Here is a 20,237-nt window from a genome sequence, read left to right as displayed (position 1 = left end):
TCATCTCCTGGGGAACTGCAATACTAACAACACGTCAATGTATAGACCTTTCAACTCCCCACATTGAATAATATTTTCCACGTTTTTTTATAAGTTTTTCATGATTACCTTGTTCAATAATTTTTCCATCAGATACAACTAAAATATTATCTGCGTTTTTAACTACAGAAAGATTATGGGCAATTATAATTAAGGTTTTATTTTTGCTTATAAGCTTTGATATTGCTTCCTTAACATATAATTCATTTTCTATATCCAAAGATGCTGTAGCTTCATCAAGAAGAATTATGGGACTATCTTTAAGTATAGCTCTTGCAATAGAAATACGCTGTTTTTCTCCGCCTGATAACCTATTTCCATTTTCACCAGTGAAAGTATCATATCCCTTTTCTAACTTTGAAATAAACTCATGACAATTGGAAGCTTTACACGCACTTACTATTTCCTGGTCTGAAGCCTCAGGTTTTGCAAATCTTATATTATTTTTTATACTATCATTAAATAAGAAAACATCTTGATATACCATTGAAACATTTTTAAGGACTCTCTCCCCATTGATATTCTTAGTATTTACTCCTCCTATTTTTATATCCCCCTGTTCTATTTCATAAAATTTTGAAATAAGGTTAAGTATTGTAGATTTTCCAGATCCTGAATCTCCTACAATCGCAGTAAGTTCACCATTTTTGGCCTTAAAACTTATATTTTTTAAAATAGGTTGATCTTTTATATAATTAAAAGAAACATTTTTAAATTCAATATCATAATTAGCTGGCTTAAATTCAATTTCTAAGTAGGCATCTTCCTTTTGCTTTGCCAAATTATCCATAGATTTTTTTGAAATCATAAGATTTTTATAACTGGTTAAATCTATAAATAGATTTCCCATAAGTTGTGATATAAATAATGCTAAAATTACACAAATAACATACTGCGAAGAGGATATTTTACCTAAAATCCATTGGTTTCCTCCAAGAATAATGGATAATGGGACACTTATATCTTCTACTACCCTATAAATACAACCTATGGGTACTACTTTAGATTCAAATTTATAACTTATATCACTTATATTCTTTAATGATCTATTTATTTTTTTATTTTTTACTCCACCAAGTCCATAACTTCTAAAGGTTTGGATACCATTTATATATTCAACTAAATCACTAACATTATCATTGAGTATATCCTTTTTCATTCCTCCATACTTCTTTACCATTTTAGAAGATATAATCATGAAAGGAATAATTAACAAGGCAATAATTAAATTTACTGCACCAATACTAATATCAACACTGCATAAAAATAATAAGGTTACAGTACTTAAAGTTAAATTTTTAGCTATTTCTCCAGTTTTATGGCCTAAGATATCTTCGTAGTTATTTACATCATGAGTTACTACATTAATGAATTCTCCTGTCTTATATTTTGAAAAATTTATAAGAGGAAGATTTTTTATCTTATTTCCGAGGAAAAGTCTTATACCTTTTGCCGTAGATGACGCACCCACATGCCCTAATGTATATCCTATAGAATATAATCCTAAACGTACAATGAATATGCATGCTACTAATATACATAAGTTTATTAGCTTACTTAAATCAAATTTATTTTGAAATAATGAATCTATGGTTAAAAATATGCTTCCAAGAACAGAACCTGTAAGTATCCCTTCTATCATATTAAGAAAAATTGAAACAATTAATCTTTTATCCTTTTTTATCCACGTATAATTTTCCATGTTATTCACCTGCCTTTACAGAATACTGAATATTCTTAGATTTATCATAAAAGTCCCATATTTCTCTATAATACTCATTGGTTTTTACTAGTTCATCATGAACTCCTATATCTGTTACTGTATTATTTTCTACTATGGCCGCTCTATCACATTTCCTCACTATATTAAGTCTATGAGCAATAATAATTACTGTCTTATTTTTGCACAAATCATCTATAGCCATATCTATTTCCTGTTGCTTTTCTGGATCCGCCGCTGAGGTAGCTTCATCAAGTATAAGTATTGGTGCATTTTTAAGTATTGCTCTTGCAATGGCAATCCTTTGTTTTTCTCCTCCACTAAAACGCGATCCATAACTCCCTACTTTTGTATCATATCCTTCTGGAAGACTTTCAATAAAATCATGAATCTGTGCTTTTTTAGCTGCCATCTTTACTTCATCAAGGCTTGCTTCTTTACCCATTTTTATATTTTCAAGTATGCTTTCTTTTGTTAGGAAAGTATTTTGAAACACTATGGATATATTTTGAAGAAGAGTTTCATAATCTATGGTTTTTATATCCTTTCCGCCTATTAAAATTCTCCCCTTATTTGTATCAAAAGACCTTGCAATAAGCTGCATTATTGTACTTTTTCCAGCTCCAGACCTTCCTACAAAAGCTATCTTTTCGCCAGCTTTAATAGTAAGGTTAACTTTATTTAAAATATTTATCTTTCCATCATAGGAAAAGCTTACATCCTTAAGTTTAATATCTGTATTATTTGGAAACACCTTGTCCCCCTTTCCATAAGCAGGTATTTCAATAATTGCTTTTGCATTATTAATTCCATTAAGAACCTGAGAAAAATTTGAACCAAGTTCCATTAACGGACGAAGTTCTGATAGATAAAGGCTTCCTACAAATGCAAATAATATTAAAGCCCCAGCTTTAGCACTTCCATGATTGTACATGAACCCACCCATAGGAATTACAAATACAACTCCACATTGAAGGACTATTACAAAAACTGCATACAAGGGTCCCATTTTATAAGCAATTTTCTTCCATAAACTATGTTGCTCATCAATAGCTCCTTTATACTTATTATAAGAATCAGCCCCCATATCGTAAGCTTTTATAAGTTTCATTCCATTTATATATTCAATCATTACTGAATTTAAATTTCCAGTCACCTTGTTTAATTCATTCATTCTAGTGCTTTGACCTTTAAACATCATAAACTGCAATAATACACAAATAGGTATTGGAATTAGCGTAATAAGAGCTAAAATAGGATTTACAGTACATAAATAACCAAATATAGCTATTGGTCCACTTAAATACATAAAAATTTCTGAAAGATGGTGTGCTAAGAAAAGTTCCAACTTTTCTATGTCTTCACTAATTACTTTTTTAATTTCTCCAGCACTTTTTTCATTAAGATATCCTAAAGGTATTTTTGCCATATGATTTATAATCATACATCTAACATTATAAAGTGCATTATACGCTCCCTTATGAGAGGCTACTATGCCAACTGCCATAAAAAAATATCTTAATATAATTGAAATTGTTAGTAAAATACTATATTGAAGTAGTATTTCTCTTGTTATTTGTTTAAAATATATATTTTCTATAATTTTGTATATTGCAATATATGGAGCTATCACCATTAACCCACTTACAAAGCCACAAAACATAGAGAAGTAAAGCTTGTATTTTTCTTTTCCTGCCCATTTAAATAATATTGATAAAGGATTTTGTTTTTTTTCATTCACAACTTTCACCTACCATTTCTTTTTTTTGTAACTAAAGAATACTTCATGGCAGAAATATTATCTACTCCATTAATTTGTAAATGTACCTTTTTGAAATTGCTTTTCATTTGATATTTAATATCAGTTATTAAATTTGGATTGCTATTTAGAGTTTTTTAACAACAAGCAAGTATTTGCTTAGCTTTTCACTTTCCTATAAACGAAAAAAATCTTTCAAAATAATTTTGAAAGATTTTTATCTACTAGAAATTCTATATTTAGATGGAGATAATCCAAACTCTTCTCTAAAAGCCTTTGAAAATTTACTGTTATTTGTATAACCTACTAAATTTGCTATGTGCGCTATGGTTAATTCTTCCCTCATAAGCAGTTCTTTGGCCTTTTTCATTCTATAACTTTTAAGGTACGCATATATAGGACACTGATAAATTGCCTTAAACCCCTTCTGCAAATCAGTTGAATTAATTCCTACCCTATGCGAAAGTTCTTTTATTGTAATATGAGAATCTATATCAGATAATATAATTCTTCTAGCATCCTTTATTTTATCTACAAATGTTCTTGGAAAATATTTCTTGTTGCTTGTTTTATAATCAGAATTTCCTAATATATAAAGTAAAAGCTCTACCACCTTTATTCTTAAAAAATAATTTTTAAATTTTTCAGGTAGTACAAAAAATTCTTTAAAAATATGCTCCAAACTTTGACTGGCATGATTTACTATGCAAGTATCTCCGTTAAAAGAAGCCATAATAAAGCTTTTAATTTCAGCATCAGAAACTCCAAGCATATCCCCTATACTTTTAGAAGCCTCATCTATATAGACCATTACTGTTACACCTTTATAATGTTTAGTTGTAAAATCAGCTAAAACAACTCCTGTCTTATACCCAAAAATAGAGATATCACCATCACCCATATAAACTATTTTCTTATTTGCAAATTCGCTTTCCAAATATCCTTCTAAACAATAATTTATTTCCAAGGAATCAATACTTAAGTTAAAGCTTTCACTTAATGGTTTATATATCTCAAAATCATTATAGGTAACTTCAATTCCAGGCATTGCACTGTAACTTATTATATTCCCCTCACCAAATTCTACTGAAATGTTGTATACTACACTATCCTGAGTAATTTCTTTTGATCCAATAATATATCTAAACATGTTCATATCTTCATCAAATCGTCGCATTTCTTATTCACCTTCTTTCTATTGCTAGTACTAGATTACTTATTATATAACATATGCAATTATTCTTAAACAAAAAAAAGAAGATAGATTATAAAAATAATTTCCATCTTCTTGAATATATTCTATTCTACTACATGACTATCCTGGTGTTAAATATCAACCTTGCTTACTGTACGAAGTCTGCCTTTGATAGGTGTATTTTGTAATTCCTGGAACACCGACTCACCCTTATTATTTAATATTTCTACAAAAGTAGATATATCAACTATATTGATGATTCCTATATCATCCTTTGTCATGCCTTTAACATTACAAAGAGTACCTACTATATCCATGGCCCTCATCTTTGTTTTCTTACCTGCATTAATATGTAATTTCATAATTTCTTTGCTGAGCTCTGCGCCTTTTGCTTCTTTAATTTCAGGTCTTGTATTCATCTTCTCCTCAAATTCTTCTTTGGCATTATTTACAGTCTCAATTTCTGGTTTTGTCATCAACGGAATCTCTTTACCGATATATTCATGTATATCTTCTAAAAACCTATTTTCATTTTGGGTCACAAAAGTTATTGCGCGGCCCAACTTACCTATGCGTCCAGTTCTTCCTATCCTATGAACATAGCTTTCCTTATCTTCTGGAATATCATAATTAATTACAAGGGTAATATTATCTATATCTATCCCTCTAGCTGCAACATCTGTAGCTACTAAATATCTAAAATAACCGCTTTTAAAATCATTCATTACTCTTAATCTATCACTTTGTTCCATTCCACCATGTATTTTCCTACAAGTATATTGTAGATTTTTCAGCTCATTGTAAACTTCATCTACCTTTAGTTTTGTATTGCAGAATATCATACAGCTATCTGGGTTTTCTACTACGGTTATATCTCTTAAAAGATTTATTTTACCAGGTTCATTTACGTTATATCTTTCTTGAGATATTCTATCTGAGGCTTTATTTTGGTCTTCTATGTCAATGCGTATAGGGTCTTTCATGTATTTTCTACATAAAGTCTCTATATCTTTTGGCATTGTAGCTGACAATAACATGGTAACACGTTCTTTTGGTAAGCTCTTTATTATTATTTCTATCTGATCTACAAATCCCATATTAAGCATTTCATCAGCTTCATCTATTATAAGATATTTTATATTTGATGTATCCAATGTGCCTTTATCCAAATGATCTATAATACGACCCGGTGTTCCAACTACTACATGTGTTTTTTGTGTAAGTTCTTTTTTCTGATTGTAAAAAGGTGACTGCCCATAAATTGCAGCTACTTTAAGTCTTTTGAATCTGCCTATATTAAAAATATCTTCTTTGACTTGAATAGCAAGTTCTCTTGTTGGTGTAAGCACTAGTGCTTGCGGTTTATTTTCTTCCCAATCTACAAGTTGGCAAATAGGAATGGCATATGCCGCAGTCTTCCCACTTCCGGTTTGGGACTTTACTACTACATCCTTTTGCGCTAGTACCGCAGGTATAACCTGCTGCTGTACTTTTGTTAAACCTTTGAAATTTAACAAACTAATTGCTTTTAATATGTCACTACTTAATTTATAATCCTCAAAATTTGCTTTTATCATATGATCATCTCTTTTCTTATATTTCCATTACTGCTCGCATCTCTAGTCTTTTCTACTATTTTTTTCTTTGCTTCTTTTTAGTAGCTTTTACCTGCTTTTTATTTTTTTTGTTCTTGTTGTTTTTATTCATCTTATTAATCCCCATCATATATTGAGATTTAGACTCAGTGCTACTCTTAGTAAAACATCTCCAGCAGCCTAACTCTTCTATAGTATCCACAATATATGAATACCCTTCATCTTTTAATTTTGGGAATTTTTCTTTATCATGGATTTTAACAGCTCCATCTACTTCTTCTAAAGATATGCATTCTACGTCAACTAATTCATCCGCATAAGCTTTTTCTATGTATTTATATAATTCACTAGGACCTGCTTCGCAAGAATCATATATAAGCTCATTCCAAACTTGTGAAAATTCCCGTTCAAGTTTTCCTTCAAATAAACTTTTATAGTATTCAATAACTTCGCTTTGAGATATAACACCTTCACCTAGTAGTACAATAAATGATTTAATAGCAGCACATCTAACATATTCATTAACATTGCTATCTTCCACTAAATTTTTTATTGGTAGCACATCTCCGCCACAAACTGATGTTAAAATTTTATGTAAATCCTCTGTAAGAAAATCACCAAAAATATCGTCTGGAATTTCATTTGGTAAACTAATTAAATCTATAATTGGCTTAAAACTTTTCTTTTCTTTAAACTGTGCTAGCAAGAACGTTGCATATATATGTGCAAAATAATTAGGTTTTTCTAAAATCTCTTCATAATTTTCTTTAGCATTTTCTAATATCTCAAGTAATTGAGGTATAAATTCTTCCCTGCGACTTATTATTTCCTTTAATTGCTCCTCTGGAAACTTTCCATTATTATACTCAACTTCTTTAATTAATTCATTCATAAAATAAAACTCCTTCTTCATTTGAATTTTTACTTAATTTATTATCTTCCTACTTTCTTTATAATATCAATGTTTTATATATTTATCAACAAAAATCACAGTTACTCTAGTGGGATGCTTGCTAAGTTTCTACGGATATAACAAGTAAAAAACCATATTATTATTCCCCACTATTATCAGAAAACGAGTGTATAAAAGCTGAGAGCGAATCCTTTATAAAGCGTGTGTTTAATGGCTCTTTAAATGGTGTATTTGCTGATTTTTTAAATGAATCAAAATTATCTGATGAGGAAATCGAAGAACTAAGAAATATTCTTGATAAAAAGAAAGAGCCGTCAACTTCAATTATATGAAATTAACAGCACTTTTTATTATCGTATGTGACACCCACTTAACTTTGAATCTCTTTTTTATCTTTCATTTTACAGTAATAATATACAGGTAAACCTAATAATGTAAGTCCAAGTCCTAGCATAGCACTAGTAGGTGAATCTTTAATAGTAGAAACCATTAAATAAACTCCTCCTAATATTCCTATGATTGGAACAACCGGATATAATGGCACATGATATAGCTTTGGGTTATGCGTCATTTTTTTTCTAAGAATAAATATTCCAATGACACCTAATGTATAAAAAATCCATAATGCAAATACAATCAAGTCAGTTATTGAATTAAACGTTCCAGTTAATATATATAGAATTGTAACTACAGATTGTAATAACAATGAATTAACTGGAGTTCCCAGTTTAGGGTTTATCGCGCATAAAGTCTTAGCTCCCGGCAGATGTTTACGCTGGGCCATTGCAAAAGTATATCTTGAACCACAGGTTACCAATCCATTTAAAGTTCCAAATACTGAAAGCATCATTCCAATTGTTATAAAGGTTGCTCCAGCATTTCCGAACAATTTTACACATACATCTACACCAATTTTGCTTGAATTTGCTGCAACATCGCCTGGTAATACTAAGAAAATAGCTGCATTAAATGCCACATATACTACCATAACAAAGGCTACTCCTGAAATTACTGCCTTAGGCAAATCTTTTTCAGGTCTTTTCATATCATCAGCTAATGTACATACACTTAACCAACCATCATATGCCCATAATACACCAAGTAATGCAACCCCAGGTGCAGCATTCTTTATATTTCCAACTGACTCCATACTTATATCTACAGTTCCATGTAACAAACCAAAAATAGATATTGCCGCAATTGGAAGCAATTTACCTATTGTTGCTATTGTCTGCAACCAAACTCCATACCTAGTTGAAATTATTTGCGCTATTGTCAATAAAAGAACCAATGATATGGCTAGAATTTTCTGCTGCACACCAGTCATGGGTATAAAGAATGTTGCAAATGTAGCACAAGCTATTGCAACTGCAGCAGCTGATCCTGGAACGTTTATGAAAGTACCTACCCAACCAAATAAGAAACCAATTACTTCATTATATATTTCTGTTAAGTAGGTATACAGTCCACCAACCTTAGGTATATAACCAGCAATTTCTGCAATAGTCAATGCTGCTGCTGTGGTAATTACCCCACCAGCAATCCACATTAATATTGCAGCACCTGTAGAATCCACATTTTTTAGAACTATTGCTGGTTTTAAGAATACTCCTGATCCAATAACCAAACCAATAACATACATCATACCTTCAAATACATTCATGCTTCTTTTAAGTTTTAATTTTTTTTCCGGGTTCATACCTTTTCCCCCTTAAAGCTTATTATTGATCAAATTTATTTTGTAATATCCATTAGCCTTCAATGCTTCTATATCTTATCTATAGCTGTCTTCAATCTTATTAACGCTTCTTCAACTACTGATCTTGGACATGCAACATTCATTCTTACATAACCTTCACTCTCTTTTCCATACCATAATCCAAATGCTACTTTAACTTTATTATTCATAAAATCTTCTATTTCCTGAGCATTCATTCCAAGCTCTTTGCAGTCTATCCAAGCAAAATATGTTCCTTCTGGAATATAAGTTTTTAGTTTCGGTATGTTTAATTTAATATAATTATTTACAAAATCTAAATTACCCTTTAAATATACCAATAGCTGCTTAAGCCATTCTTCTCCATACCTGTATGCAGCTTCAGTGGCAACTAAGCTAAAGCAATTATTTCTTTTTATATCTTGTATTTGTAAAAGATGATTATATATTTCGCGTTGCTGTTTATTTCCAAAAATTAGTATAGATGATTGTAAACCTGCTAAATTAAAAGTCTTACTTGGTGAAATACACGTTATAGAATTTTCAAAAAAATCTTTTGAAATGGAGGCAAACGGAGTATATTTATTATTTCCATAAACAAGCTCGCAATGTATTTCATCTGCTATAACTTGTACTCCGTATTTAAGGCAAATATCTCCAAGTTTTATTAATTCCTCTTTACTCCATACTCGCCCAACTGGATTATGTGGATTGCAAAGGAAAAATAATTTTGCTCCTGCTTTTGCCTTTTGTTCCAAGTCAATATAATCCATTTCATATCGACCATTTACAAGCTTTAATGGATTTACAACTAATTCTCTATCATGATCCTTTACAATTTCGAAAAATTCATTATAAACTGGTGATTGGATTATTATTTTATCCATTGGTTTAGTAAATTCTTTGATTATCATAACCATTCCCGGAATTACTCCATGGCTGTGAGACATCCATTCACTTTTCAAATCCCATCCATGGTTTTTTTTATACCATTCACAAGCTGATTCAAAATATGAATCTGGTCTTGATACATATCCAAATATTCCTTGCTCTGCTCTATCTATTATTGAATCAATAATAGGTTTTGCAGTTTTAAAGTCCATATCTGCAATCCACATAGGTATTAAGTCATCTCTTCCAAACTTGGACTCCAATTCATCATATTTAGCCGAAAAATTCACTTTTCTATTGTTAATTTCATCAAAATTATATTTCATTTTTGTTCTCCTTTTTATTTTAGATTTATGGTAATGAATACAATTATCTAATTAGCAATAACTATGCCAATGCTAATAAAATAACGTTTACAGTAAAAATCATATTAATTTATATATAATATACATATTTAGTATAATAAAAGGGTTAAATATATTTATATTTAATCCATTTAGCCCTTTTATATATTATTAAATCATCACCTGCGGTGCTGAAATATCGTTAAGAAATTTTAGACCTAAATCAGTTATTCTACTTCCACCTCTACCTTTAGATATTATTATCATTTTATATTTTTCCAAGTTCACAAATATTGTCCTAATTTCTGGCTCAGTTAAAAATATGTTTTTCTCTTCAACAATCTTTGCAATTGCCCTTCGTCCTATTCCAACTCGATTTTTATAGCAAACGGCCAACTCTTCCAATACTAATAAATAATTGCTAAGCTTCTTCCCTGCCATATCCATGAAATCTTTAAATTCTGTATTTTCATATAGGGTTTTTATATTCGTGTTATTTGTTGAGTTTGATAAATTAAATGGAAGGTCCTCAACGGTTATTTCTCCCTCTGAAATGCATGTTAAGTATTCCATATAATTTCGAAGCTCTCTTATATTTCCTTCCCATGTATAAGCTAAGAATATTTTTTTAATTTCTTCTGAAAGTTGAATCTTACTTTCTAAATCCTGTTTTAGCTTTTCCATGATAAGCAATATATCTTGCCCTCTATCCCTTAGTGGAGGAATATTTAAGGGTAGAACATTCAACCTATAATATAAATCCTTTCTAAAATCACCCTTACAAACGAGTTCTTTTATATCTATATTTGTAGCAGCAATAATTCTTACATCAACATTAATAACCCGATCTCCACCTATACGAACGACTTCTTTCTCCTGCAAAATTCTCAATAGCTTTGATTGAAGATTAAAACTCATTCCTTCTATCTCATCCAAAAATAAAGTACCCGTATGTGCGAATTCAAATAACCCAAGCCTCCCTCCTTTTTTTGCTCCAGTAAAAGCACCTTCCTCATATCCAAAAAGTTCGCTTTCCAGTAAATTTTCAGGAATAGCAGCACAATTGACTGCAACAAAAGGAAATTCTTTTCTTGGAGAACTCCTATGAAGTGCTTGGGCGAAAAGCTCTTTACCCGTACCGCTTTCTCCTGTAATTAAAACAGGTGAGTTGGTTTTAGACATTTTTTCTGCTATGTTTTTCGTTTTTACAATTATTGAGCTTTCACCAATTATGTCTTCAAATGAGTACTTTGCTCTATATCCTCTATTTAGTAACTGTAATCTTAATTTTTGCTGCCGATATTCAGAATCCTTAAATTTTTTTATTATAGCAAATGCGCCAATTGATTTATTCTCACTAATAACAGGTACAAAGTTAAAATCAATATAAACATCATTTATTTTTATCAATTTAGACTGAATAGGTTGTAATGTATTTATTACAGTATTAAAATGAATATCTGAAATAATATCTATTGCTGGTTTTCCAAGAACTTCATCTTTTCTTTTTCCAATAATTCTTTCTGCGCTATTATTAAAAGCAAAAACAATTCCATTAGCATTAACTCCAATTATCCCCTCATCTAACACTTTTAGCAGAATATCAAACTGACTTTCCAGTTTATTTGTCTTACCTGCTAATTCCTCTAAGCTATAACTGTTTGATGCAACCCTATCAGAATACTTTACAAACTTGTCTTCTTTTAGTAGATATTCAAGATTTAGCTTTAGTACAATCTCAATTATAGTACTAGTATCTAAAATTCTATCGCCAATATTCATTACGTTTTTTACATTTTCAGGAACAAATTTTGATTCTCCAGGCGTTATTGCAAAATCAAGCTTTGGAATTTCATTGATTCCTGGATATACAGGAATTAATTCTAAATGATTTATTCCCAATTGAGTAAACAAAGAAATAGTATCTATGCACATATCCACACTGGAATTAACAAGCATACACTTTGTTCCACTGGAAATTTTTTTAATTTGTTTAAGTACTATTTTAGATAGTGTTAAGTTTGGGATTACAATTTCACATTCATCAGAAATATTATTTTTTATTGTTTCATAAACTGAATATGTTGCTGCCATTACTAAATCAGCATTTATTATTTTACTAATTGAGTTATCTTCAAATGAAAACAACTTAACATCGATAAGCTCTCCAAATAGTTCTTTTAATTGCTCTTTATAAAATTTTGCAGCTGAAACAACAGATGTAACGATTGCCACTACTTTAACCATAATCTGACCTCCTAATGTGTAAAATATTTTTATTTTTTTTTTATAAATAAAATTTCCTATAAATTATATAATTCCAACTATTATTATTAATAAATCTAAAGTTGTATACATTATAGTATCGTTAAAACTTTGATAACTATATGTAAGGCCAACCGCTGCTATTGTTAATTGAACTATGACTACAGTTTCTCCTATAGATGTACCTAAAATACTTCTTGTAAATGGTATTATAGCTACAGCAAGAATAAACTGCCACAATCTCTTTGACAGTCATTAGCTCTTTAATTTTAAAAGGAGTTTAAAACTATATTATATAGTACTTATGGCCACATGATACGTTAGTATTATATCATCACAATTCGACATTTCCTATCATTATATGAAATACTAATCGATGCTTGCCTTACAATAAATTTTTGCTGTAAAGCTTCACTTTTAAGAACACTTTTTATTTCAAGCTTATCAATATTACCTGTAATATTTTTCAAAGAGCAATTCAAATCAAAATTTACGGCCACTATCTAAAGGAGTGATTTAATTGGTCGTTTTGTATTTAAAGATTCAAAAAAAACGAGGTATGGACCCTTGGCTTTGGACAACAGTGGTAATATTTGTCCCAGACCTTATAGGTTTAATAATCTATCTAATAGTAAGGAATTCATACACTAAAAAATCTGTGCAAACTGTGGAAAACCTATAGATGAACACTTTATGAATTGCCCCTTCTGTGGGTATAAGCTTAAAGACAATTGTAATTCTTGTGGATGCATAGTAGATCCCGATTGGAATGTTTGTCCGAAATGTGCCACAAATTTAAAGTAAATATAAAAAAGTGCTGCAGCTCCTCAAATTTAAGGGATTACAGCACTTTTAAATTTGTAAAATTGCTAAGGCCCTCTACGCTCCGAGATAGGCAGTTTTTATACTATCATCATTTAAAAGTTCCTGGGCATTCCCTGTCATTTGGATACATCCATTTTGTATTACATAAGCCCGCTCTGCAATTTTAAGCGCCATAGTTGCGTTTTGTTCTATCAATAAAATTGTGGTTCCCTTTTCATTAATATCTTTTATTATAGAAAAAATTTGTTTTACCATTAAAGGTGCAAGTCCCATAGAAGGTTCATCTAAAAGAAGAAGTTTAGGTCTTGCCATCAATGCACGACCAATAGCAAGCATTTGTTGTTCCCCGCCTGAAAGCGTTCCTGCCATTTGATTTTTGCGCTCTAAAAGTCTTGGAAAGGTTTGAAATATTTTTTCATAGTCTTTTTTTATTTCAGACTTGTCCTTTCTTGAATAGGCCCCCATTTCAAGATTTTCCATAATGGACATATTCATAAAAACTCTTCTGCCTTCTGGTACATGGGAAATTCCAAGACCCACTAGTTTTTCTGCATTTATTTTTTGTATTTCATTACCTTTAAATAACACCTTCCCACTCTTTGGCCTTAAAACTCCTGATATAGTTTTAAGAGCAGTAGTTTTGCCGGCTCCATTGGCACCAATTAAAGTAACAATCTCACCCTCCAATACCTTTAAACTTATTCCTTTCAATGCATGAATTGCACCATAATATATATTTACATCAATTAGTTCTAACATGCTTCATCCTCCCCCCCAAGATAGGCTTTTATAACCTTAGGATTCCTTTTTATCTCTTCTGGTGTTCCTTCTGCTATAAGCTGACCATAATCAAGTACATAAATTCTGCTGCATAGTGCCATTACAAGAGGCATATCATGTTCTATAAGCAAAATAGTAATATCGAACTGCTTTCTAATCCAATTTATAAGTTCCATCAATTCTTTTGTTTCATTTGGATTCATACCAGCAGCAGGCTCATCAAGGAGGAGGATTTTAGGACCAGACGCAAGTGCTCTTGCTATTTCCAGTCTTCTTTGCTGTCCATAAGGCAAATTTTTAGCTAAGTAATCTTTTTTATCATAAAGATTAAAGACTCTAAGAAGTTCTATTGTTTTTTCCTGCGCAACTTTTTCCTCACTATAAAATCTACCTGTTCTAAAAAAAGATGACAATGCCCCATAATGTATATTTTTATGTAGTCCTACCTTTACATTTTCTTCTACTGTCATATTGCTAAAAAGTCTTATGTTTTGAAAGGTCCTACAAACGCCAGAAGCTGCAATTTTATAAGGCGCTTTATTTTTTATAGGGTTTCCCTTATTAAAATTATATACAATGTTTCCTTCCGTTGGATTGTATATGCCTGTAAGTAAGTTAAAAAAAGTGGTTTTACCAGCACCATTAGGACCAATAAGGCCTATTATTTCGCCATGTTTTATGTCCATATTAACACCAGATACGGCCTTTACTCCTCCGAAAAATCTAGATAAATTACTTACTTTTAATACTGACATTTTCAAGACCTCCTTTTTTGAATAGTTTGATTTTATAATTTCCCATAAGCCCTTGAGGTCTATAGACCATAATAAGGAAAAGTATAACAGAATAAATCACCATTCTAAGCTCAGGTATATTTTGAAGTGCTAAGGAGATTAACGAAAGTACAATTGCGCCTGCGATAGAGCCCTCAATGCTTCCCATACCCCCAAACACTAAAATTACAAGTATATCTATAGATTTCATAAATCCAAAGGCTTCTGGTTTTATAAAAAAGAAATATCCAGAATATAAAGCGCCCCCAATACCTGCGAAAAAAGCACCAATGGCAAAGGCAAGTACTTTATAAAAAGTAGTGTTAATGCCCATGGATTCTGAAGCAATCTCATCCTGACCAATGGCGATGCAAGCTCTTCCGCCCTTTGAACTTATGAAGTTTTTTATAAGTATAACTGTAGCTGCGGTCATAAAATAAAGCCATGTCCAGTTTGTACTTTGAGGAATGTCATTTAAGCCGCTAGCCCCACCTATATATTCGTTATTTAAAATTATAATTCTTACTATCTCTCCAAATCCCAAAGTAGCAATAGCTAAATAGTCCCCTTTTAATCTCAATGTAGGAATCCCTATAACAATACCAGCTAGAGCTGCACTTACAGCTCCAAGAATCAGGGCTACTGCAAAAGGTAGTCCAAAGTTCATAGTAGCTACAGCTGACACATAGGCTCCGATTGCCATAAAAGCCGCATGTCCTAGTGAAAACTGACCAGTAAATCCTGTTATAAGATTAAGACTTACAGCAAGTATAATATTTATTCCGATAACCACTATATTAAGAAAAATATATGAATCTAAAATTCCAGCATTTATGAGTACTTGTCCCAATATATATATTAAAATCACTATGAATGCACCCAAAATATTGTTTCTATTAAATATTTTCATATTATACCTCCTATACCTTTTCTTTTACATTTCGACCTAAAAGTCCGTTGGGTTTTATTAAAAGTACCAGTATTAAAATTGCAAAGGCTACTCCATCTTTATACAATGACCCTCCATAAGCACTTACCATGGTTTCTGTCATACCAAGAAAATATCCACCAATCATAGCTCCAGGTATAATACCAATCCCACCTATTACCGCTGCGATAAAGGCTTTAAGTCCAGGTATAACTCCCATAAGAGGATTTATAGAATTATAATATACTCCAACAAGGACTCCTGCTGCTCCAGCAAGAGCAGAACCAATTGCAAAAGTAAAAGATACTGTTTTATCAATACTTATGCCCATGTATTGTGCTGCCTCTTTGTCCATGGCTACTGCTCTCATTGCTTTTCCCATTTTTGTTCTATGTATTATATATTGAAGCAGTACAACTAATACTAGGGTGGTAAGTATGATGTAGATTTCAATAGTATTTACAACAATTGACCCATTAAACAGCTTTAAGCTCTTACTTGCAATTACCTCTGGAAAAGTTCTGGTTTCCGCTTTTACAAAGTACATGGTCCCATATTCTAAAAATAATGAGACACTAATTGCGGTGATAAGTGCCGCAATTCGAGTAGACTTTCTTATGGGTTTATATGCCACTTTTTCAAGTACAACCCCTAAAATTGCACAGAGAAGCATAGTGATAAGCAGTGCTGAGAAAAAACTTAGATGAAGAAAAGTTGTAATTGCAAACCCTATATAGGCTCCTAGCATATATATATCACCATGAGCAAAATTTATTAAATTTATAACCCCATATACCATAGTGTAGCCTAAAGCTATTAATGCATATATGCTTCCTAAAGTAAGACCGTTGATAAGCTGCTGTAAAAGTTGTTTCACTTTATATCACTTCCTTCTAAAATTTAGTAAAAAGCACAGCAGTTATTTCCTGTGCTTTGTTATTTTGAAATTAACTTTAAATACATTATTGTGGAGAGAGTTTCTTTAAAAAAGTTTGTTCTCCATTTTTCATTTGAAGTATGGTGATTGCTTTTACTGGATTATGGTTCTTATCTATGGAAATCTTACCTGTAATTGCATTAAAGTCTTTTGTGGAGGCAATAGCATCTTTAAGTTTTATAGAATCAACCTCTCCACTTCTCTTTAAAGCATCTGCAAGTAAATATACCATGTCATATCCAAGAGCGTTAAATGCGTCTGCATCTTTATTATATTTTGCTTTAAAGGCCTTTTGGAATTTTACAACTTCAGGCGCTGTATCCTTAGAAGAATAGTGATTAGTAAAATAAATATCATTTAAGGCTGTCTTTCCTGCTAGCTCTGACAGCTTGGGTGAGTCATACCCGTCTCCTCCAAGAATCGGCATAGTAATTCCTAATTCTCGAGCTTGTTTTACAATTAACCCCACTTCCTCATAATAACCAGGAAGGAATAATACATCTGCCTTTGTTCCTTTTATCTTTGTAAGAACTGCTTTAAAATCTGTTTCTTTAGCTTGATAGGCCTGCTCTGTTACAAGATTACCACCAAGCTTTGTATAGGTTTCTTTAAAGTTTTTTGCAAGTCCCTTACTATAATCACTTGTGTTGTCTACAAGTAAAGCTACATTTTTCTTGCCAAGATCCTTATAGGCAAAGGTTGCCATTACAACTCCTTGGAAGGAATCACTAAAACAAGTTTTGAACACATATTCTCGCACTTTACCATTTCTATCTACAGTAACATCGTCTGCAGTAGCAGAAGCGGATATAAGTGGAACTTTATTTTGAACAGCTATAGGTGCTGCGGATTTTGTATTTCCGGAAGTTGCAGGTCCCAGCATTGCAACAACCTTATCTCTTGTAGCAAGTTTTGCAGCTACATTTGCCGCTTCTGTATTTTCAGATTTATTATCAGCCTTAACACTTTCTAGCTTTTTACCAAGAACCCCACCCTTATTATTTATTTCTTCAAATGCAAGTTCAATTCCATTTACTAGACCTTGTCCATATGTAGCTGCTGGCCCGGATAATTCATAATTTAGACCTACCTTAATAGTTTCCGATTTTGATTCCGATGCTATATTTTTACCGCAACCTGTAAATGAAGCTGTTACCAATAATGATGCCAATAATAATGAAACTTTCTTTTTCATATTTTTTTCTCTCCTCTTGTTGTCATATTTTTTTACTATGGTTTTTCATAAAGGCCTAATATCATCCTCATCAGCTTGTGTTATTATTTCCAAAAAAATCTCCCCCTCTTTTAAAATTTATAAAAAAAACACCTCTATATGTATAAAAATACATATAGAGGTGTGATTAACACGGTACCACTCTATTTAACTATTACCTTACGGTAAATAGGGCTCTGTAGGTTCTTATCAAACCTTGGCTTTCTAACGTGGCCTTACGGTATAGCTTACTAATTTTCAGCCATACAACTCTGAAGTGATTATTTCTATCTGGTCAATCCGGTTCTCAGCTTCCCCCGGTTCTCTGTAATCAACTTTCCCATAGTTTTTTTCTTCGTCATCGTTTTTAAATTCTTGTATAATATTAGTACTTTAAATTAATTACTTTTTCCTGTTGGGAATGATATTATCACGAATTTTGACATGTGTCAACTTTTTTCTTGCAATAATCCTGCAATTCGTGCAAATCTTACACCATATTAAATCTTAAATTTTTGTACTATTTGATTTAATATTTGAGCTAGTTGTGCTTGACCCTCAGTAGTTTGTGCTATTTGCTCCATTCCTTGTGTTGCTTCTCCTACACTATTTAGTATTTCATTTGAATTTTCTGCTGAACTTTGAGTGTTTTGTGCCATACCTTGTATTGCCTCACTTATTTGATTTACAGTAGAATATATTTCTTCCGACATAGATGCTAAATTCTCAGACAGGTCATTTAAAAATTCCGCATCTACATTATATTGCTCCCCTGTTTTTACAAAATCATTATAATCACCAATTACTTTTTCATCTATAAATTTTAGTACTCCTTGTGTATTAAATGATAAGTTCTTAAATGCTAATTGTACTTTTTCTACAGTTATTTGTATTGTAGCTACAGTCTTTGATGACTCTTCTGCAAGTCTTCTAACTTCTTCTGCAACAACAGCAAACCCTTTACCTTGCTCCCCTGCCCTTGCAGCCTCTATTGCAGCATTTAATGCTAGCAAATTAGTTTGCCCTGAAATAGCTGCTATGGCATCAGCCATAACTTTTATTTCATTAACTACCTTTCCGGCTTCTATAGCTGCCATTATTTCCTTTTGCTTTTCTTTATAAAGACTTTGCGTCTCATTGCTTGAAATTTGCGCTTTATTTTTAACTTGAATTGCTCTTTGGCTTATCTTAGAAGATTCAGTGCTTCCTTCCAATGCTTTACTTGAAAGTATATTTATACTTGAATCTATCTCTTCAGCTGATGCTGATATCTCTTCTGTTACTGCACTTGATTCATGAGCCGAATTAACGATTCCTTTAGTTGCTTCATTTATTACTTCTAATTTTGAAGTCATTTCTTCTACTGTAGCTGACAATTCCTCACTACCAGCACTTAAATCCGTTGATTTTTCTAGAATAATTTTTACAAGGTCTTTAGTGTTTTCTTGTGCTTTGTTTAAAGCATTTCCAGTATCACCAAATTCATCTTTTCTACTTATAATAATAGGTGTTGAAAAATCATACTGTGCCATATTTTCTGCAAACTGCTTTATTTTTGATAAAGGTACAGTTATATCTCTAGTTATAACTGAAGTTAATACTACTGCTAATAAAATAATAATTCCAGATGTTATAAATATAATTGTTATAGTAGAAGTAATCATATTCATTACTGTTTTATTTTGATTATCAAGATATGTGTTTATTATATTAACAATATTTTCTATGCTACCCATCCATTCATTTTTAATAGTAGATAATTGATTATTTAAAGTTATAATTTCCCCCTTAGTTAAATCAGTTCTTTGTGCTTGCTTTTCAAACTCATCCAAAAGTTTAAATCCCTTTTCCTCTGCTTGTTTAACTTTATTCATGCCGTCTTTTCCCGTTGGCGTGGTAATCATAGAATTTAATTCATCTGATGACTTTTTATAATTTTCTATATCTAAATCTATTTTTTTTGAATCATCGGCAATATCTTTAATATCTTGGTGTATAAGCATATCACTATATGAGCTACTAATATTATTTAATTCGCCTCTCATTTTGTACATAAAATCTAATTTTTTCATCTCCTTATCTTTAATATTAGTAAAGGAATTTTTAAGATCTGTTACCCTAACCACAGACAATGTAGATACAGTTAATGATAATAATAGCATAATAATAAAGGATGATAGTATTTTTGTTTTCACCTTAGCATTTTTAATTAATCCCATAATTTTCTCTCCCTTTTTAATTTAATTTTATAACACTAAATAATTAATTTAACATTAAATATATCGTTAAAATATGCATCAACTTTAGCAGAAAATTCTATTTATTCTGACTTTTTCCGATTTT

General features: G+C 31.3%; 16 protein-coding genes and 1 pseudogene. 2 read left to right on the top strand and 15 right to left on the bottom strand.

The annotated features are described in order from the left end of the window. Positions 1 to 34: 34 nt before the first annotated feature. The 5 genes from G9F70_RS05845 to G9F70_RS05825 form a co-directional block, all read right to left on the bottom strand. On the bottom strand, positions 35 to 1,741 hold the full coding sequence (locus G9F70_RS05845; RefSeq protein WP_164947097.1) for an ABC transporter ATP-binding protein: 1,707 nt from the start codon (positions 1,739 to 1,741) through the stop codon (positions 35 to 37). Between the two features lies 1 nt (position 1,742). Continuing rightward, positions 1,743 to 3,500 carry an ABC transporter ATP-binding protein gene (locus G9F70_RS05840; protein WP_164947098.1) on the bottom strand — a complete coding sequence of 586 codons (1,758 nt, stop codon included), beginning with the start codon at positions 3,498 to 3,500 and terminating at the stop codon, positions 1,743 to 1,745. A 235-nt stretch (positions 3,501 to 3,735) separates the two neighbouring features. Next, the gene (locus tag G9F70_RS05835; protein WP_164947099.1) at positions 3,736 to 4,695 is read right to left on the bottom strand and encodes a helix-turn-helix domain-containing protein; all 960 of its coding nucleotides are present in this window, start codon (positions 4,693 to 4,695) and stop codon (positions 3,736 to 3,738) included. 149 nt (positions 4,696 to 4,844) lie between these two features. Then, positions 4,845 to 6,290 carry a DEAD/DEAH box helicase gene (locus G9F70_RS05830; RefSeq protein ID WP_164947100.1) on the bottom strand — a complete coding sequence of 482 codons (1,446 nt, stop codon included), beginning with the start codon at positions 6,288 to 6,290 and terminating at the stop codon, positions 4,845 to 4,847. Positions 6,291 to 6,345: 55 nt separating this feature from the next. Next, positions 6,346 to 7,200, bottom strand: coding sequence for a DUF1186 domain-containing protein (locus G9F70_RS05825; RefSeq protein WP_164947101.1), 855 nt, complete (start codon positions 7,198 to 7,200; stop codon positions 6,346 to 6,348). 137 nt (positions 7,201 to 7,337) lie between these two features. Here G9F70_RS05825 and G9F70_RS05820 point away from each other — a divergent pair, with 137 nt between their 5' ends. After that, complete coding sequence (locus G9F70_RS05820) at positions 7,338 to 7,553, top strand: BlaI/MecI/CopY family transcriptional regulator (protein WP_164947122.1); 216 nt, start codon at positions 7,338 to 7,340, stop codon at positions 7,551 to 7,553. Between the two features lie 38 nt (positions 7,554 to 7,591). Here the strand turns inward: G9F70_RS05820 and G9F70_RS05815 are convergent, their stop codons facing one another. The 4 genes and pseudogenes from G9F70_RS05815 to G9F70_RS05800 form a co-directional block, all read right to left on the bottom strand. After that, positions 7,592 to 8,920 carry an APC family permease gene (locus G9F70_RS05815; RefSeq protein ID WP_164947102.1) on the bottom strand — a complete coding sequence of 443 codons (1,329 nt, stop codon included), beginning with the start codon at positions 8,918 to 8,920 and terminating at the stop codon, positions 7,592 to 7,594. A gap of 68 nt (positions 8,921 to 8,988) precedes the next feature. Further along, positions 8,989 to 10,155, bottom strand: coding sequence for a MalY/PatB family protein (locus G9F70_RS05810; RefSeq protein WP_164947103.1), 1,167 nt, complete (start codon positions 10,153 to 10,155; stop codon positions 8,989 to 8,991). Between the two features lie 189 nt (positions 10,156 to 10,344). After that, a complete protein-coding gene (locus tag G9F70_RS05805) occupies positions 10,345 to 12,420 on the bottom strand; it encodes a sigma-54 interaction domain-containing protein (RefSeq protein ID WP_164947104.1) in 2,076 nt (691 codons plus the stop codon). Between the two features lie 63 nt (positions 12,421 to 12,483). Further along, positions 12,484 to 12,666, bottom strand: a pseudogene (locus G9F70_RS05800) (methionine ABC transporter permease); the annotation flags it as partial. Positions 12,667 to 13,092: 426 nt separating this feature from the next. Between G9F70_RS05800 and G9F70_RS27440 the strand changes: the two are divergent. Continuing rightward, positions 13,093 to 13,242 carry a double zinc ribbon domain-containing protein gene (locus G9F70_RS27440; protein ID WP_224617805.1) on the top strand — a complete coding sequence of 50 codons (150 nt, stop codon included), beginning with the start codon at positions 13,093 to 13,095 and terminating at the stop codon, positions 13,240 to 13,242. Between the two features lie 75 nt (positions 13,243 to 13,317). Here G9F70_RS27440 and G9F70_RS05785 read toward each other — a convergent pair whose 3' ends face one another. The 6 genes from G9F70_RS05785 to G9F70_RS05760 all read right to left on the bottom strand — a co-directional run bounded on the left by G9F70_RS05785 (position 13,318) and on the right by G9F70_RS05760 (position 20,113). Next, a complete protein-coding gene (locus G9F70_RS05785; RefSeq protein WP_164947107.1) occupies positions 13,318 to 14,022 on the bottom strand; it encodes an ABC transporter ATP-binding protein in 705 nt (234 codons plus the stop codon). Then, positions 14,016 to 14,798 (bottom strand): ABC transporter ATP-binding protein, encoded by a 783-nt coding sequence (locus G9F70_RS05780; protein ID WP_164947108.1) that lies wholly within the window; start codon positions 14,796 to 14,798, stop codon positions 14,016 to 14,018. Before G9F70_RS05780 ends, G9F70_RS05785 begins: the two co-directional genes overlap by 7 nt. Further along, complete coding sequence (locus tag G9F70_RS05775) at positions 14,776 to 15,726, bottom strand: branched-chain amino acid ABC transporter permease (protein WP_164947109.1); 951 nt, start codon at positions 15,724 to 15,726, stop codon at positions 14,776 to 14,778. Before G9F70_RS05775 ends, G9F70_RS05780 begins: the two co-directional genes overlap by 23 nt. A gap of 10 nt (positions 15,727 to 15,736) precedes the next feature. Then, positions 15,737 to 16,621 (bottom strand): branched-chain amino acid ABC transporter permease, encoded by an 885-nt coding sequence (locus G9F70_RS05770; protein WP_164947110.1) that lies wholly within the window; start codon positions 16,619 to 16,621, stop codon positions 15,737 to 15,739. Between the two features lie 85 nt (positions 16,622 to 16,706). Further along, positions 16,707 to 17,876 carry an ABC transporter substrate-binding protein gene (locus G9F70_RS05765; RefSeq protein ID WP_164947111.1) on the bottom strand — a complete coding sequence of 390 codons (1,170 nt, stop codon included), beginning with the start codon at positions 17,874 to 17,876 and terminating at the stop codon, positions 16,707 to 16,709. A gap of 518 nt (positions 17,877 to 18,394) precedes the next feature. Beyond that, the gene (locus G9F70_RS05760; RefSeq protein WP_164947112.1) at positions 18,395 to 20,113 is read right to left on the bottom strand and encodes a methyl-accepting chemotaxis protein; all 1,719 of its coding nucleotides are present in this window, start codon (positions 20,111 to 20,113) and stop codon (positions 18,395 to 18,397) included. Between the last annotated feature and the right edge of the window lie 124 nt (positions 20,114 to 20,237).

The sequence above is a fragment of the Clostridium sp. FP1 genome, assembly GCF_011065975.2.
GTDB lineage: Bacteria > Bacillota > Clostridia > Clostridiales > Clostridiaceae > Clostridium_AD > Clostridium_AD tagluense.
The sequence above is the reverse complement of the archived record's forward strand: the minus strand, read 5'-3'. Positions and strand labels throughout refer to the sequence as shown.